This window comes from Methylobacterium sp. J-072 (assembly GCF_022829425.1).
In the GTDB taxonomy this organism is placed as follows: domain Bacteria; phylum Pseudomonadota; class Alphaproteobacteria; order Rhizobiales; family Beijerinckiaceae; genus Methylobacterium.
On record NZ_JAKSYK010000152.1, the window covers coordinates 2,501 to 16,530 of the forward strand.

The window sequence follows — 14,030 nt, forward strand, 5'->3', positions numbered from 1 at the left end:
CGCCGGCTGCTACGCCTGATGGCCGATCTGCGCGATCCCGACCGCGGCTGTGCCTGGGATGTCCGGCAGACCTTTGCCAGCATCGTGCCCTACACGATCGAGGAGGCCTACGAAGTCGCCGACGCGGTCGCGCGGGGCGACCGGGCCGACCTGCGCGACGAGCTCGGCGACCTGCTGCTCCAGGTAGTGTTCCACGCCCGCATGGCCGAGGAGGAGGGCGCCTTCGCCTTCGACGATGTGGCCCAGGCGATCGGCGACAAGCTGGTCCGCCGCCATCCGCACGTGTTCGAGCCGGACGGAACCCCCCTCCCCGCGGGTTCGGCCCTGCGCGACCCGGCCCAGGTCGAGGCGCAATGGGCGGCGATCAAGGCGCAGGAACGGGCGGCCCGGGACCCCGGCGCTGCCGCTCCGGATCCCCTGGGCGGCGTCGCCCAGGCCCTGCCGGCTTTGGCCCGGGCCGAAAAAATCTCCCGGCGGGCGGCCGCCTACGGGTTCGACTGGGGCAACGCCGCCCAGGTGATCGGCAAGGTCCGGGAGGAGACCGACGAAGTCGCCGAGGCCCTGGAGGCCGGCGACCCGCAGGCCCTGTCGGAAGAAATCGGCGACCTGCTGTTCTCGGTGGCCAACCTCGCCCGGCATGCCGGGATCGATCCCGAGACCGCCCTGCGCGACGGCACCGCCAAGTTCGAGCGCCGCTTCGCCGCCATGGCGGAGCACCTGACGGCCGCGGGCGGAGCGCTCGGCCGGTCTGATCTCGCCGCCATGGAGGCCGCCTGGCAGGCGGCGAAGCGGGACGAGAAGGCGTAGCAGGCGCGGCTTTCGCCCGCACGGCGGGATCGGCGCGAGGGCTCGACAGGCGGCGGCCGGCCCTTATCCTTCGGCCATGCGCATCCTCCTGCCCGCCCTCGCCGCCCTTGCCGTCACCATCGCCCTGCCCCGGGGCGTCCGAGCCGAGACGATCGTCAAGGAACGGTTCGGCTGCCACACCCAGGAGGTCACCGACCGCCTGTTCAAGCTGGTCATGGCCGGCGACGAATCCGGGTTCGGACAACTCCTGAAGGGCAGCCTCGCTACCGGCGAGTGCCGGTCGTGGAAGCTCGGCGAGGAGGTCCGGCTCGAGACCCGGACGATGACCTACGGGTGCCTCGCCCTCACGAGCGGGCAGGATCGCTGCTACTGGACGCCGCTCAGCGCGATCGAGAAGGCGAACTGAGTGCCCGAGGCTCCGCCCCGGACCCCGCCAAAGGGCTGAGCCCTTTGGGATCCCGGATCTCCAAGCCGGCGGAGGAGCGGCCTCCCCTCCTCCGCCGCAGACGTGCTTACGCCGCCTTCTTGGGGGCCTTGCCTTTCGGGGCCTCGGCCTCGTCGTCGGTGGTGCCCTCGGTGTTGATCGTCTCGGCGATCTTGGAGAGCAGCGCGTCGGTCTTCTTCTCCTCCTGCAGGGTCTCGTCCAGGAGCTTGGCGGCCTCGTCGTGGCCGAGCTGGCGGGCCCAGGTCTTCAGGGTGCCGTAGCGGGCAATCTCGTAATGCTCCACCGCCTGGGCGCAGGCGGCCAGCACCGCGTCGGCGGCGGGGCTGTCGGCGAAATCCTCCAGATCCTCCTCCATCTCGGAGGTGATGCCCTGCATCGCCTCGCAGGTCTTGGCGCGGGCGGGCTTGCCGATGATCTCGAACACCTGGGTCAGGCGCTCGACCTGCTGGGCGCTCTCCTCGGCATGGGTCTCGAAGGCCTGGCGCAGCTCCGGGTGCTCGGCCGCCTTGGCGGACTTCTTGAGCGCCTTCACGGACTGCTTCTCGGCGTAATAGACGTCCTTCAGGGTCTCGTAGAAGGCGTCGTGCAGCGTCTTCGGCTTGGCCATGGGGCGGTCTGTCTCCGATACGGGCCGCTTTCGGAAGCGCGGCGTCCGGACGGGGAACGCCGGTCCGGCCCGACGGGTCCGGGCGATATCTTCGCCCTGTGGAGGAACTTTCTGGCCGGGGGGCGAGAGGCCCATCCCTGGCCGGGTCGCTCGGCCTGTTCGCGCCCTGGTGCGCGCTCAGCCCGGGGGCAAGGCGCCCGGATCATCTCCGGCAGCCGTCCCTGGGCCGCCGCGTCGAGGGCGTTCCTGCTCTGAGACGAACGTCCGCCGGTGCGCTTGAAGACGACAAATGCTTCACGCTACACTCAAAACATCAGACTTTTCGCTTGTGCGATCAAGATCTGATCGTGGAAATCCCGATCGAAGGTGCGGAATTAACCGCAATTCGATCGTACAAGGAGGATTTATAGAGCATCAATCATCGAATCATGGGGGAGGAAATGAGCGATATAAAACTATACATGCTCCAGTCCGGTTCTCTGAAATGCAAGGTTCACAACATCAAGATGAACCAGGGCGACGGTGCGGATTATGAAATCCCGGTGCCGTTCTTTCTCATCACGCATCCGGCCGGGCATACCATTATCGACGGCGGCAACGCGGTGGAAGTTGCCGAAAATCCCCACGCCTATTGGGGCCGCATCGCTGACGTCTACTATCCCGTGCTCAGGAAGGAGGACGGCTGTGTCGACCAGCTTCGCCGCCTCGGGATCGATCCGGAGGACGTTCGCTACGTCCTTCAGTCCCATCTGCACCTCGATCACACGGGCGCCATCGGCCGCTTCCCGAACGCCACGCACATCGTCCAGCGATTGGAATACGAGTATGCGTTCACGCCGGACTGGTTCGCCCGGGACGGCTATATCCGTGCCGATTTCGACCGGCCCAATCTCAAATGGCAGTTCCTGAACGGGCCGGCCGACGACTATCATGACATCTACGGGGACGGTACGCTCACGACGGTGTTTACGCCGGGGCACGCCCCTGGGCATCAATCGTTTCTGGTGCGGTTGCCGGCCTCAAGACCGGTCCTGCTCACGATCGACGCGGCCTATACCCTCGATCACTGGAATCAGAAGGCGCTGCCGGGCTTCCTGGCCTCGGCTGTCGATAGCGTCCGCTCGGTCCAGAAGCTGCACGGTATAGCCAACAAGACGGGCGCCGAGGTCGTGACCGGTCACGATCCGGACGCGTGGCCGATGTTCAAGAAAGCCCCTGCGTTCTACGCCTAGAGCCGGGTCCGACGCTCAGGCCTTGATGTGACCCGCTCGCCGCCGAACCGGCATCCCTTTCGGTGGCGAGCGCTCCAGACCCAACCCTTTCAAGGTGTTCGGATTGGGCCGTGGTCCTGGATTTTCCCGACGGGATCAATCGGCTCGGATCGCAGCGCAGGTCCGATGGCCCGCCCGCGATCCTCGCCAAAGGAAGCGTGGCAGGGACGGCCGGAGGTGAAAGCGGGATCGCTTAGAACCCCGGATTTCCACGGAGGCATCAGCCTCCACCCTGTCATCCCGGGGCGCCGCAGGCGAGCCCGGGATCCAGAGCCGCCGACGGCGCAAGTCCTTGAACTCACGGTGTTTCTGGATCCCGGGCTCCGCTTCGCGGCCCCGGGATGACGGGGTTGTTTCCAGACCGGGCTCTGCAAGAACCAAGCATCGTGGGGCAAGCGGGACAGTCCGCTGCCGCAAACACCTTGAAAGGGCTGGGTCTCCAGACCCTTCTCTCGAAAGACGGTCGCCGCCCTTCGGGACAGGACGGTGCGGCTCGGCCGCGTCCGGCCGTTCAATCGTCCTTCCGGCCCGGGCCGGGCTTCCGGGTGGCCTTGGCCTCCGGGGCTCGGGAGGCGTTTGGGCCGACCGGTTTGGGCCGCAGGCGATCGAGCACGGCCTCGATGGCGCGCTCGACCTCGGCGCGCTCCGGCAGCGTGTCGGCGATCGGTGTCGTTCGGCCGGCAGCGCGGCGCTTCGTCATGCACTGTGCTCGTATCGGGGCCGGGCGACGCGATGTTCCAGCGCGTGCGGCGACCGCACCACAGTCTATCGCCGGTGATCCCAGGGTCAAAGCCTGCCGGGAGCCTGCGATCCCGGGATCCTGTGATCACGGTTTCTGAGGGGTTGCTCGACAGTGGGGCTGCCGTCCCGGCGCGGCCCGCGCGAATGCCGGATCGGCGGAGCGATCGACCGGCTCGCGCCTCAGTTCTTCCGGCCGAGCGGCCAGTCGATCAGGCCGCCGGCCCAGAGCGCCGCCCAGACGAAGACCGGCTGAAACGCCAGCCTTGGGCCGTGGTACCACCAGGAATCCGGGATGCCGTCGACATGGACGGCCTCAAAAGCGTGCTTGAGGTTGGCCGGGTAGACGCAGACCGCGTAGAGGGCGAGCCCGATCGCGGCCGCCCGGCGCAGCGACCGGGTCAGGAGGCCGATCGCCCCGGCGATCTCGCACAGGCCGGTGGCCAGGATCACCAGGCGCGGCGCCGGGACCCAATCCGGCATCAGCGGCAGCATCGCGTCGGCGGCCACGAGGTGGACGATTCCGATGCCGGCATAGATCAGGGCGAGCGCGTAGCGCAGCCGGCGGCGCCAGGTCTCAGGCATCGGCGCGGTCATCCGACCTGGTCTTCCGTGACCCCGCAGGCGCGGGCCACCGCGGTCCGGAGCGCCGCTTTCAACCGTGCCACGGCCGGGTGTTCCAGGCTGGCGAAGGCGGTGGCGCCGATCGCGGTCACGGGGGCGAGGAGCCGCAGGGAGTTGGTGACGAACACGGCCTCCGCGCCGAGCCAGTCGGGCAGGGGCAGCGAGGCCTCCTCCGCGCGCAAGCCGCACGCCCCCGCCAGTCCCAGCACCTCCGCGCGCATGATCCCGGCGAGCACGCCGTCTGCCAGCGGCGGCGTGACCAGCCGGTCGCCGAACAGCGCAAAGACATTGCCGGTGCCCGCGCAGGCGACGCGGCCCCTTGTGTTGCAGAACAGGGATTCGTCGAAGCCCGACGCAGCGGCCTCGCCGGCGGCCAGCACCGCGTCGAGATAGCCCAGGGTTTTGAGCCGGGCGGCGGGCGAGGTGTCGTTGCGGGCGATCCCGGTCGGCCACAGCCCCAGGGGCGCGAAGGCCGCGCCCTTGGCGCTCGGCGCCGCGGTGGCGAACAGGGTCGGATGCGGATCCGGCGGCGGTTTCAGCCCGCGCGGGCCGGAGCCGCGAGTGAGGGTGGTGCGGATCGCCAGCCGATCCGCTTCCCCCCTACCCTGCCCGGCGAGCGCCCGCATGGCCGCGCGGATTCGTTCTGCCTCGGCGGGGATCCCGAGGGTCTCTGCCCCGGCGACGAGCCGGGTGATATGGGCATCCTCGAAGGCCACCCGGCCGCCGAGTGTGAGCGCCGTGTCGAACAGGCCGTCGCCGAGGGTCAGGCCGCGATCGGTGTGGTCCAGGGACGCCTGCGTCCCGGGGACGATCGTCCCGTCACGCCACAGCATCTGTGCGCCCTGTCGGTTGGTGGTCGCGCTTTTCCCGCCAGGCGCGGGCGAGGCCCAAAAAATTGGCGAACAGGGCGTGGCCGCCTTCGGTCAGAACCGATTCCGGGTGGAACTGGATGCCGTAGGTCGGGTGGGTCCGGTGCGAGAGCGCCATGACCTCGCCCTCCTGCGAGACCGCATCGACCGAGAGGTGCTTGTCCATGTCGGGGCCGGGGGTGACCACCAGCGAGTGGTAGCGCCCGACCGGCATCGGTGCCGGTAACCCAGAAAACAGCCGCTCGCCCTGATGCGCGATCGGGGTCGCCTGCCCGTGCAGGGGGCGCTGCGCCCGCTCGACTGTGCCGCCGAAGGCCGCGCCGATCGCCTGGTGACCGAGGCAGACGCCGAGGATCGGCACTTGGCCGGACAGGTCGCGGATCGCCGGCAGCGAGATCCCGGCCTCCGCGGGGGTGCAGGGGCCCGGCGACACCACCAGGGCGTCCGGGGCGAGCGCCCGGATGCCGGCGACGTCCAGGGCGTCGCTGCGCACGACCCGGACCGTCTCGCCCAGCTCCTCCAGGTAGCGGACGACGTTGAAGACGAAGGAGTCGTAATTGTCGAGGACGAGGATCATGCGAAGGCCTCGAACACCCGGGCGGCCTTTGCCAGGGTCTCGTCGTATTCCGGGCCGGGCTCCGACAGCAGGGTCACGCCGCCCCCGGCCTGCAGGACCGCCTGGGTCGCGTCCATGAACACGGTGCGGATCGCGATCGAGGTATCGAGCGCACCGTCGAAGCCGATCCGACCGATGGCGCCGCAATAGAGCTCCCGGGCGTCGCCCTCGATCTCGGTGATGATGTCCATGGCGCGGATTTTTGGGGCCCCGGTGATCGAGCCCCCGGGGAACGTCCCCTCCAGCAGGTCGAGGGCGTCGAGCCCGTCGCGCAGCGTCCCGGTCACCACCGAGACGAGGTGGTGGACGTTGGCGTAGGTCTCCAGCCCGCACAGGGTGGGCACGGCGACGCTGCCCGGCGCGCAGACCCGGGACAGGTCGTTGCGCAGCAGGTCGACGATCATGACGTTCTCGGCCCGCTCCTTGACCGAGGCCAGCAGCGCCTCGGCGGCAGCCCGGTCGGCCGCCGGGTCGTCGAGCCGGCTGGCGGTGCCCTTGATCGGCCGGGTCTCGACGTGGCGGCCATCGAGTCGGATGAAGCGCTCGGGCGAGGAGGAAGCGATGCTCAGTCCCTCCAGCTCCAGATAGGCCCCGAAGGTCGCCGGGTTGGTGGCGCGCAGCCGCCGGTAGAGCGCGAACGGGTCGAAGCCCGCCGGCAGGTCGGCGCTGAAGCGCTGGGCGATGTTGGCCTGGTAGATATCGCCGGCCCGGATATAGGCGCGGACCTTTTCGACAGCTGCTTCATAGCTTTGCCGGTCGAAGTTCGAGCGCCACGCGAGTTTTTTTATGAGTTGGCGTGGCGCGTCTACCGGTGCCGTCTCCGCCCCGAGCCGGTCGGCGAAGGCGGCGAGCCGCGCCTCGGCGCGGGCCTGCCGGGCCGCCGGTTCGGTCTCGGGAAAGCCGGTGGCGACCAGCCGGGCGGTGCCGGCCGCGTGATCGATCACCAGCGCCGTGTCGTAGAGATTGAATGCGCTATCGTCGGTGAGCCCTGCCCGCCGGGCCGGGGCCGCGACCCGCTCGAGCTGCGCCCCGAGATCGTAGGCCAGATAGCCGATCGCCCCGCCCGGGAACGGGTTGTTCGGATCCGGCTCGACCCGGTAGGGCGCCAGGCAGGCCCGCAGCGCCGCGAACGGGCCGCCCGGGACCGGGCGTCCGTCCAGCGTCGCGCGCCCGTCACGGAACCGGAAGCGCGCGAACGGGTCGGCGGCCACGATCGAGTACCGCCCCAGCGCGTCGTGTCGCATGGCGCTGTCGAGGAAGGCGAGATCCGGCAGGGGTCGCAGCCGGGCGGCCGCCGCGACGGGATCGATGAAGGGGATCTCTCGGGTCCAGATCTCTTGGGTCCACATGACCGGGTTCGGGCTGATGTCCTGAGGGCACGCGCCCCGCGCGCTGCCGTTGCACAGGCGATGCCGCGGGGAAAGCGGCAGTTCCGCGCAAGGCCGCGCCCGTCGAGGGCGGTCGGGACCCGTCCCGTGGGTGGGAGAAGGCCGGCAGGACCTGATGTGGGATCTCAGGACCCGCCGGCAAAGCCCTGCAAACAGCCAAGTTTCGATCTTGGCTCCAGCCGCCCGCGCCGGGCCGGGCACCCCTGCGGCGGCCGGTCTCGCGCGAGCGCGTTAGAACCGCTATAGGGGCGCGATCCCGAATGCCTGTCCTCGCGCGCCGTGCGACCTGATCCACCGGCCGCACGCGAGGGTGGCGTCCGCCCCGTCCCGAATGCCACCATGACCGCAACCGCCACGCCCGCCCCCCAGGGAGCCACCCCCGGGGCCGCCCCAAAGATCTCGTTCGTGTCGCTGGGCTGCCCCAAGGCGCTGGTCGATTCCGAGCGGATCCTCACGCATCTGCGCGCCGAGGGCTACGAGCTGGCCCGCCGCCACGACGGGGCGGATGTGGTGATCGTGAACACCTGCGGGTTCCTGGACTCGGCCAAGGCGGAATCGCTCTCGGCGATCGGCGAGGCCATGGCTGAGAACGGCCGGGTGATCGTCACCGGCTGCATGGGCGCGCAGCCGGAGGAGATCCGCGCGAAATATCCGGACCTGCTCGCCGTGACCGGGCCGCAGGCCTACGAATCCGTGGTGGCGGCGGTCCACGAGGCGGTGCCCCCGGCCCACGACCCGTTCCTCGATCTGGTGCCGCCGCAGGGGATCAAGCTCACCCCGCGCCACTACGCTTACCTGAAGATCTCGGAGGGCTGCAGCAACCGCTGCAGCTTCTGCATCATCCCGTCTTTGCGTGGAAACCTCGTCAGCCGCCCGGCCGGCGACGTGCTGCGTGAGGCCGAGAAGCTGGTCAAAGCCGGCGTGAAGGAGCTGCTGGTCGTCTCGCAGGATACCAGCGCCTACGGGGTCGATATCCGCTACGCCGAGAGCCCGTGGCGCGACCGCAGCGTGCGGGCGAAGTTCTACGACCTGACCAAGGAACTCGGCGAGCTCGGGGCCTGGGTGCGGCTGCACTACGTCTACCCCTACCCGCACGTGGACGAGGTCATCCCGCTGATGGCCGAGGGCAATGTCCTTCCCTACCTCGACATGCCGCTCCAGCACGCGAGCCCCTCCGTGCTCAAGCGGATGCGCCGGCCCGGCAACCAGGAGCGCCAGCTCGACCGGATCCGCAGCTGGCGGCAGACCTGCCCGGATCTCGCGATCCGCTCGACCTTCATCGTCGGCTTCCCCGGCGAGACCGAGGCCGAGTTCGAGGAATTGCTCGCCTGGCTCCAGGAAGCCAAGCTCGATCGCGTCGGCTGCTTCGAATACGAGCCGGTGGCCGGCGCCACCGCCAACGCGCTGGGCGACCTCGTGCCGCCGGAGCTGAAGGCCGAGCGCAAGCGCCGGTTCATGGAGACGCAGAACGCGATCTCGCTCCGGCTCCAGCGGGCCAAGGTCGGCAAGCGGCTGGCCATGATCGTCGATTCCGTCGAGGGCGGGATCGCCAAGGGCCGGTCCAAGGCCGACGCCCCGGAGATCGACGGCACTGTCCACGCCGCCTTCCGCCGCCCGGTGCGGCCCGGCGACATCGTCACCGTGAAGGTCGACCGGGCCGACGCCTACGACCTGTACGGCAGCGTGACCTGAGGCAGGGCGGCTCGTGACGCTACTTTCGGTGGATGCGAAAGGAATGAACGCGTTTCCAAATCTCCCCCCTCATCCTGAGGTGTGAGCGCAGCGAGCCTCGAAGGAGCCCTCCAGGGATCGTGCGGCTAGCTGGAGGGCTCCTTCGAGGCCTACGCTGCGCTGCGGCACCTCAGGATGAGGGAGGCGAGTGGGACATCCCTGTTGAGCGGCTCCCGCCCCAGCTTGACCCGGGCGCCAAGGCACGGTCTTTCGGAACATAAGAGGAACTTCAGCCCGGACCCCGAGGCGGCGATGGATTCGGAGGTCGCCCTCCGCAAGATCATCCATATCGACATGGACGCGTTCTACGCCTCCGTGGAGCAGCGCGACGATCCCGCCTTGCGCGGGCTGCCGCTCGCCGTGGGCGGCTCCCGGGAGCGCGGCGTCGTGGCGGCGGCGAGCTACGAGGCGCGGAAGTTCGGCGTACGCTCGGCCATGCCGTCGGCGACCGCCCGGCGACTCTGCCCGGACCTGCTGTTCGTGAAGCCGCGCTTCGAGGTCTACCGGGCGGTCTCGGAGGAGATCCGGGCGGTATTCGCCCGGCACACGCCGGTGATCGAGCCGGTGGCCCTGGACGAGGCCTATCTCGACGTCACCGAGAATCTCTTGGGCCTGCCGACCGCCACCGCCGTCGCGAAGGCGATCCGGGCCGAGATCCTGGAGCGCACCGGCCTCGTCGCCTCGGCCGGGGTCTCGTACAACAAGTTTTTGGCCAAGGTCGCCTCCGACTTCAGGAAGCCCGACGCCCTGTTCGTCATCACCCCGTCCATGGGACCGGATTTCGTCGCCGCCCTGCCGATCGGCCGGTTCCACGGGGTCGGCCCGGTCACCGAAGCGAAGATGAAGCGGCTCGGCATCGAGACCGGGGCCGATCTGCGCGCCTGGGACCTGGAGCGCCTGCGCGAGACCTTCGGGTCGGCCGGCGCCTATTACCACGCGGTCGCCCGCGGGCTTGATGAGCGGCCGGTGCGCGCCCACCGGGTGCGCAAGTCGATCGGGGCGGAGACGACGTTCTCTGAGGACACGACCGCCTTCGCCGTCCTGGCCGAGCGGCTCGCGCCCCTGTTCGACAAGGTCTGGGCCGGGGCGGACGCCAAGGGCATGCGCGCTCGGACCGTGACCCTGAAGCTCAAGTTCTCCGATTTCGCTCAGGTCACCCGAGCGAAATCCCTCTCCGTCGCGGTGGCCGACCGGGCCGCCCTGGAGCGGATCGGCCTGGATCTCCTCTCCGGCCTGTTCCCCCTCCGGCGTAGCGCGCGGCTGATCGGAATCGCGCTCTCGGGCTTCGAGCAGGGGGAGAGGGCAGAGCCGCTGCAGCTCGGGCTGGGGCTCTGATCCGTCGCGGCGGGCCCCATGCTGCGCTGCCGCGTGGACTGTGCGGCGCCACACGTCGGGTGCGACTCATCAACCACAGATAGGAGCCATCCGGTGCGGCCGGGATTGCCGCACATCGCACGAACCGAAAGATCCTCCCCATGTCGAAGCCCATCTCCCTAGCCCTGGCCGCCGCTCTGCTGTTGAGCGTCCCGGCCGGGGCCGCCCGCGCCGGCGGCACCGGCTCCTTCAGCGCCGCCAACACGATCCTGCTGCGGGGCTACACCGCGAGCCCGCCGCAGCTCTACGTGTCCTCGGGCGGCCCGGGCGCCGGCTTCGTCACCGACGGGATCTCCGCGCCGCAGCGGCCGAAGGCGCCTTCCCGCGCCCGCTGACGCGAAGCGGCCCGGGCCAGACAGGCCCGGGCGTTTCTATCACGCGTTCTTGCGCGGGCGGTGGTTCGGGTCGATGCCGCCGTCCGGCTTGGTCTCGTTGTCGACATCGCCCTCGAAGGTCGAGTCGGCCTCCAGGTCTTCCGGGTCGGCGCCGCTCATGCCCTTGGACGTGCCGATGCCGGGATTGCCCTTGAGGTCGGCGTCGGTCGGGGTCTCGGTCTTCGGGTGCTTGGATGACATCGCCTGACTCCTGATCGGGTCTCGGAGCCGGGCCAACGCGTCGGGCTCCGGGCGGTCGCCCGGCCGGCATGCGGCGGTTCGCCTCCCGGGGGCCGTCAGGCGATCGCGGCCGACGCGATCCGGCGCACTCCGGCCGCCTCCATCCGGGTCCAGGCTGCAGCCACCGACCCGTCGAGGTCGATCCCCCGCACCGCGTCTGCCACCACCCACACGTCGAAGCCCGCCGCGCGGGCGTCGAGGGCGCTCCAGAGCACGCAGAAATCGGTGGCGAGCCCGCACAGGACGACGCGGGTGATGCCGCGCTCGGTGAGCGCCCCGGCGAGCCCGGTGCGGGTGGTGCGGTCGGCTTCGAGGAACGCCGAGTAGCTGTCGACCCGCGGATCCAACCCCTTGCGGACCACCAGGCTCGCCCGGTCGGTGGCCAACCCCGGCGCGAAGCCCGCCCCCGGGCTGCCCTGGACGCAGTGCCGGGGCCACAGCACCTGCGGCCCGTAGGGCAACGCAATCGTCTCGAACGGGGCCCGCCCCGGATGGGTGTCGGCGAAGGAGACGTGATCGGCCGGATGCCAGTCCTGCATCAGCACCACGTGCCGAAAGCGGTGCTGGAGCGCGTTGACCGGCGCGACCACGGCATCGCCGTCCGGGACGGGGAGGGCCCCGCCCGGCAGGAAATCGACCTGCACGTCAATGACGAGGAGCAGGTCGGCAGGGCCTGGCGTCATGGCGCTAAGGCAGCATCACGATCGAGCCGGTGGTCTCCCGGCCGGCCAGGTCCCGGTGCACCTGCTGCGCCTCGGCGAGCGGGTAGGTCGCGTTGACGGCGATTGTCACGGCGCCGTCGCCGACCACCTTGAACAGGCGGGCTGCCGCCTCCTCCAGGGTGGCGCGGTTGGACGAGAACGTCGCGAGCGTCGGCCGGGTCACGTAGAGCGAGCCGCGCGGGGCGAGGAGCCCCAGGTCGAGCCCGGTGATCGCCCCGGAGGCCGAGCCGAAGCTCGCCAGCAGCCCGAGCGGCGCGAGGCTGTCGAGGGAGCCCATCAGGGTCGCCTGCCCGACGCCGTCATAGACGACAGGCACGCCCTTGCCGTCGGTCAGCTCGCGTACCCGCTTGGCGACATCCTCCTCGCGGTACAGGATGACGTGGTCGCAGCCGTTCTGCTTGGCCAGTTCCGCCTTCTCGGGGCTGCCGGCGGTGCCGATCACCGTGGCGCCGAGATGCTTGGCCCATTGGCAGGCGATCAGGCCGACGCCGCCGGCGGCGGCCTGCCACAGGATCGTGTCGCCGGGCTTCACCGCGTAGGTCCGGTGCAGCAGGTACTCGACGGTCAGACCTTTGAGCATCATGGCGGCGGCGGTCTTTTCGTCGACGCCGTCGGGGATCGGGACCGCCGCAGCGGCCGGGATCACCGCCTCCTCGGCGTAGCAGCCATCCGGCACCGAGCCGTAGGCCACCCGGTCGCCGGGCTTGAACTGCGTCACCCCCTCGCCCACCGCCGAGACGGTGCCGGCGCCCTCCTTGCCGGGGGTGTAGGGCAGGTGCGGCGACTTGTAGGCGCCGGTGCGGAAGTAGATGTCGATGAAGTTGACGCCGATGGCTGCCTGCTTGACCCGGATCTGCCCGGGGCCGGGCTCGGCCAGGGGCACGTCCTCGAACCGCATCACCTCGGGGCCGCCGTACTCGTAGACCCGGATCGCCTTCGGCATCGTCGTACTCCCGCTCAAGCCCCGTTGCGCCGGGACGTCGCGGATCCGAGATAACGGAGCGGCCGCCGGAGGCAATTTCTTTTTGTCGTTCGCCCTGCGGTTGCGGCCTGGTCCGATGCCGGATCCTGGATCCGGCGCCCCCGGCCGCCTATCTTGGTCCTGCCCGTCCTCTCCGACCGGAAGTCCCAAAAAATGTCCGGCACCACCCGCACCAGCGCCGATCTCGATCCGCGCCGCCGCCGCCTGCTCTTCCGGTCCTGGCACCGGGGCATCCGCGAGATGGACCTGATCATGGGCCGCTTCGCCGATGCCGAGATCGGCACCCTGTCGGAGGCGGAGCTCGACCAGTTCGAGGCGCTGATCGAGGTGCCGGACCGCGACCTGTTCAAGTGGCTTACCGGCGAGGCCGAGACGCCGTCGAACTACGACACGTCGGTCTGGCGCCGCGTGCGGGCGTTCCACCGGCACGACGCGCCGATCCACTCCTGAGAGCGAAAGCCCGCGATGGACGAACCCAAGCCCCCTTACGACCACCCCGCCCGGTCGATCGCGACCGAACTCGTGGTCCGCATCATGCTGGAGATGATGGAGCGCGCCGACCCGTCCCTCCGCGCCGAGATCCTGCGGCAGGCGATCAGCCGGGCGACCGCGATGACCGAGACCATGCCCAACGCCGACTTTTTTCGCGGCCGGGTGGAGGCGGCGCTGGCGGAGATCGTCGGGCCCGACGCGTAGAATTCAAGGGCTCAGCGCCCCTTCCCGGCCGCCTGCAACGGAGGCTGCCCAATCAGGTTTCCGCCTTTGAGCAGGCCACGGCGTCGCTTGTGAAGTGCGCGGGTCCCTCTCCCGTGCGGGCTACGATGTTCACGCATCTGCGGACGAAGCGCGGGTCCCCTCGCCCCGCTTGCGGGGAGAGGCCCGCACGGACCTCGTCGTCCGTGCGGGAAGCGCAGGCGAAGCCGGAGCGGCGGTGAGGGGGCGGTTGAGGACGAGACTCCTCCGGAACCACCCCCTCACCTTCGGCTGCCGCCTCGTCCCGGCGACGACAAGGTCGCCGAACCCCTCTCCCCCCAAGCGGGGCGAGGGGATACCGGCACCGATGATGGAGCCGAAGCAGGGGCGGTCGCGCAAAAAAAAAGGCCTGAACCAGATCTGTGAATCCGCTAGCCCGCAGGGGAGAGGGGGGGAGCCCCGGTCTGCAAGCGCGCCAGCGCCTCAAGCCGGTGTCGCCCGTCCCCAGAAGGCACCGCCGCGGCCAGGAAACCCCGCTGCGACGGTGCC

General features: G+C 70.0%; 17 protein-coding genes (1 of these 17 cut by a window edge). 8 read left to right on the forward strand and 9 right to left on the reverse strand.

Annotated features, from left to right (window positions below):
- Together mazG and MKK67_RS17710 are read left to right on the forward strand one after the other, a co-directional pair.
- On the forward strand, positions 1–807 hold the 3' portion of the coding sequence (gene mazG, locus MKK67_RS17705) for a nucleoside triphosphate pyrophosphohydrolase (RefSeq protein WP_243966520.1). The gene continues 63 nt to the left of window position 1, outside the view; the window shows 807 of its 870 coding nt (coding positions 64–870); the start codon falls outside the window, past its left edge; its stop codon occupies positions 805–807.
- A 76-nt stretch (positions 808–883) separates the two neighbouring features.
- A complete protein-coding gene (locus MKK67_RS17710) occupies positions 884–1,213 on the forward strand; it encodes a hypothetical protein (protein WP_243966521.1) in 330 nt (109 codons plus the stop codon).
- 106 nt (positions 1,214–1,319) lie between these two features.
- Here MKK67_RS17710 and MKK67_RS17715 read toward each other — a convergent pair whose 3' ends face one another.
- Entirely contained in the window at positions 1,320–1,859 is a 540-nt protein-coding gene (locus tag MKK67_RS17715) for a ferritin-like domain-containing protein (protein WP_243966522.1), read from the reverse strand.
- A gap of 440 nt (positions 1,860–2,299) precedes the next feature.
- On the opposite strand from MKK67_RS17715, the gene attM reads away from it, so the two are divergent.
- On the forward strand, positions 2,300–3,091 hold the full coding sequence (attM, locus tag MKK67_RS17720) for an N-acyl homoserine lactonase AttM (protein ID WP_243966523.1): 792 nt from the start codon (positions 2,300–2,302) through the stop codon (positions 3,089–3,091).
- A gap of 550 nt (positions 3,092–3,641) precedes the next feature.
- On the opposite strand, the gene MKK67_RS17725 is transcribed toward attM, so the two are convergent.
- The 5 genes from MKK67_RS17725 to pabB all read right to left on the reverse strand — a co-directional run bounded on the left by MKK67_RS17725 (position 3,642) and on the right by pabB (position 7,326).
- Positions 3,642–3,830: a hypothetical protein gene (locus tag MKK67_RS17725; protein ID WP_243966524.1), complete on the reverse strand. Its 189-nt coding sequence runs from the start codon at positions 3,828–3,830 to the stop codon at positions 3,642–3,644.
- 221 nt (positions 3,831–4,051) lie between these two features.
- On the reverse strand, positions 4,052–4,465 hold the full coding sequence (locus MKK67_RS17730; RefSeq protein WP_409568414.1) for a DoxX family protein: 414 nt from the start codon (positions 4,463–4,465) through the stop codon (positions 4,052–4,054).
- On the reverse strand, positions 4,462–5,325 hold the full coding sequence (locus tag MKK67_RS17735; protein WP_243966528.1) for an aminotransferase class IV: 864 nt from the start codon (positions 5,323–5,325) through the stop codon (positions 4,462–4,464). The genes MKK67_RS17730 and MKK67_RS17735 overlap by 4 nt, the downstream gene beginning before the upstream one ends.
- The gene (locus MKK67_RS17740) at positions 5,312–5,938 is read right to left on the reverse strand and encodes an anthranilate synthase component II (RefSeq protein WP_243966531.1); all 627 of its coding nucleotides are present in this window, start codon (positions 5,936–5,938) and stop codon (positions 5,312–5,314) included. Before MKK67_RS17740 ends, MKK67_RS17735 begins: the two co-directional genes overlap by 14 nt.
- Positions 5,935–7,326 carry an aminodeoxychorismate synthase component I gene (gene pabB, locus MKK67_RS17745; protein WP_243966532.1) on the reverse strand — a complete coding sequence of 464 codons (1,392 nt, stop codon included), beginning with the start codon at positions 7,324–7,326 and terminating at the stop codon, positions 5,935–5,937. The genes MKK67_RS17740 and pabB overlap by 4 nt, the downstream gene beginning before the upstream one ends.
- Positions 7,327–7,704: 378 nt before the next feature.
- Between pabB and rimO the strand changes: the two genes are divergently transcribed.
- The 3 genes from rimO (at position 7,705) to MKK67_RS17760 (ending at position 10,805) form a co-directional block, all read left to right on the forward strand.
- The gene (rimO, locus tag MKK67_RS17750) at positions 7,705–9,057 is read left to right on the forward strand and encodes a 30S ribosomal protein S12 methylthiotransferase RimO (RefSeq protein WP_243966534.1); all 1,353 of its coding nucleotides are present in this window, start codon (positions 7,705–7,707) and stop codon (positions 9,055–9,057) included.
- A 291-nt stretch (positions 9,058–9,348) separates the two neighbouring features.
- Positions 9,349–10,431 carry a DNA polymerase IV gene (gene dinB, locus MKK67_RS17755; protein ID WP_243966536.1) on the forward strand — a complete coding sequence of 361 codons (1,083 nt, stop codon included), beginning with the start codon at positions 9,349–9,351 and terminating at the stop codon, positions 10,429–10,431.
- 140 nt (positions 10,432–10,571) lie between these two features.
- The gene (locus tag MKK67_RS17760) at positions 10,572–10,805 is read left to right on the forward strand and encodes a hypothetical protein (protein ID WP_243966539.1); all 234 of its coding nucleotides are present in this window, start codon (positions 10,572–10,574) and stop codon (positions 10,803–10,805) included.
- Positions 10,806–10,844: 39 nt separating this feature from the next.
- On the opposite strand, the gene MKK67_RS17765 is transcribed toward MKK67_RS17760, so the two are convergent.
- The 3 genes from MKK67_RS17765 to MKK67_RS17775 all read right to left on the reverse strand — a co-directional run bounded on the left by MKK67_RS17765 (position 10,845) and on the right by MKK67_RS17775 (position 12,749).
- Positions 10,845–11,045, reverse strand: coding sequence for a hypothetical protein (locus tag MKK67_RS17765; RefSeq protein ID WP_243966541.1), 201 nt, complete (start codon positions 11,043–11,045; stop codon positions 10,845–10,847).
- A 95-nt stretch (positions 11,046–11,140) separates the two neighbouring features.
- On the reverse strand, positions 11,141–11,767 hold the full coding sequence (pncA, locus tag MKK67_RS17770; RefSeq protein WP_243966543.1) for a bifunctional nicotinamidase/pyrazinamidase: 627 nt from the start codon (positions 11,765–11,767) through the stop codon (positions 11,141–11,143).
- A 4-nt stretch (positions 11,768–11,771) separates the two neighbouring features.
- Complete coding sequence (locus MKK67_RS17775; RefSeq protein ID WP_243966545.1) at positions 11,772–12,749, reverse strand: quinone oxidoreductase family protein; 978 nt, start codon at positions 12,747–12,749, stop codon at positions 11,772–11,774.
- Between the two features lie 192 nt (positions 12,750–12,941).
- Between MKK67_RS17775 and MKK67_RS17780 the strand changes: the two genes are divergently transcribed.
- Together MKK67_RS17780 and MKK67_RS17785 are read left to right on the forward strand one after the other, a co-directional pair.
- A complete protein-coding gene (locus tag MKK67_RS17780; RefSeq protein ID WP_243955158.1) occupies positions 12,942–13,238 on the forward strand; it encodes a succinate dehydrogenase assembly factor 2 in 297 nt (98 codons plus the stop codon).
- A 15-nt stretch (positions 13,239–13,253) separates the two neighbouring features.
- Positions 13,254–13,484, forward strand: coding sequence for a hypothetical protein (locus tag MKK67_RS17785; RefSeq protein ID WP_243966547.1), 231 nt, complete (start codon positions 13,254–13,256; stop codon positions 13,482–13,484).
- The last annotated feature ends 546 nt before the right edge of the window (positions 13,485–14,030 follow it).